A 930-nucleotide genomic window follows, 5' to 3' on the forward strand; every position below is an offset into this window, starting at 1 on the left:
GCGTCATCACTCGCGACCAATTTGATCTGCTTGCTGTTGCTATCAACACAGGTACCAACCTACCTTCTGTTGCTACGCCAAACGGCCAAGCTGCATTCCTATTCCTATTAACGTCAGCACTTGCTCCGTTAATTCGACTGTCTTACGGCCGCATGGTCATCATGGCTTTGCCATATACTCTCGTATTAGCACTTGTTGGCCTTGCCGGTATTGTGTTCTTCGTAGAACCGATGACAGCATGGTTCTATGATGCAGGTTGGATCATTCACCGTACGGGTGAAGTGGTAGCTCCAGTTATCTCCGGTGGCCACTAACCCGGATTTCTATCGCTAAACACAATAGGTGCATCTAACTAATCAAAAATATTAGTTGATTAGGAAACTTATCCAAGATAAAAAGCTCTGAGTAATCAGGGCTTTTTTATTTTATTGACAGGATTAAATTCGTGAACTTTTTTGCAATGCTCAAAGACTTCTCTAAGGGACGTTTATCTTGGCTTTTACTGCTGGCTTTTATTGTCTTTTTTGAAGCATGTGCTCTTTTCTTTCAGCACGTGATGATGCTTGGCCCTTGCGTAATGTGTATCTACGAGCGCGTTGCTATGCTCGCTATCGGCATCGCAGCAATGATTGGTGCTATTGCCCCGCATAATCCGATTTCACGTTGGCTAGGTCTACTTGGTTGGGGGTTAGGTGCGTATAAAGGGTTGATGCTTGCTTTAGAGCACGTTGACTACCAGTTTAACCCGTCTCCTTTCGCTACCTGTGACCTGTTCGTGACCTTCCCTAGCTGGGCACCTCTAAACCAATGGGCTCCGTGGATGTTTGAGGCCTACGGCGACTGCAGCAAGGTTGTATGGCAGTTCTTAGAACTTTCAATGCCTCAATGGCTAGTGATTATCTTCGCGGGTAACTTGGTTGCTTTCGGTTT

General features: G+C 45.8%; 1 protein-coding gene and 1 pseudogene. Both read left to right on the top strand.

Translation table 11 applies throughout. The annotated features are described in order from the left end of the window. Positions 1 to 314 (top strand): annotated as a pseudogene (locus tag AB4653_RS11840) (sodium/proton antiporter); the annotation flags it as partial. A gap of 146 nt (positions 315 to 460) precedes the next feature. Further along, positions 461 to 930 (top strand): disulfide bond formation protein DsbB (gene dsbB, locus AB4653_RS11845; RefSeq protein WP_372104235.1); only part of this gene is annotated, 470 nt, incomplete at its 3' end.

Source organism: Vibrio sp. 10N.222.48.A3 (assembly GCF_041475345.1).
Taxonomy (GTDB): Bacteria; Pseudomonadota; Gammaproteobacteria; order Enterobacterales; family Vibrionaceae; genus Vibrio; species Vibrio tasmaniensis_A.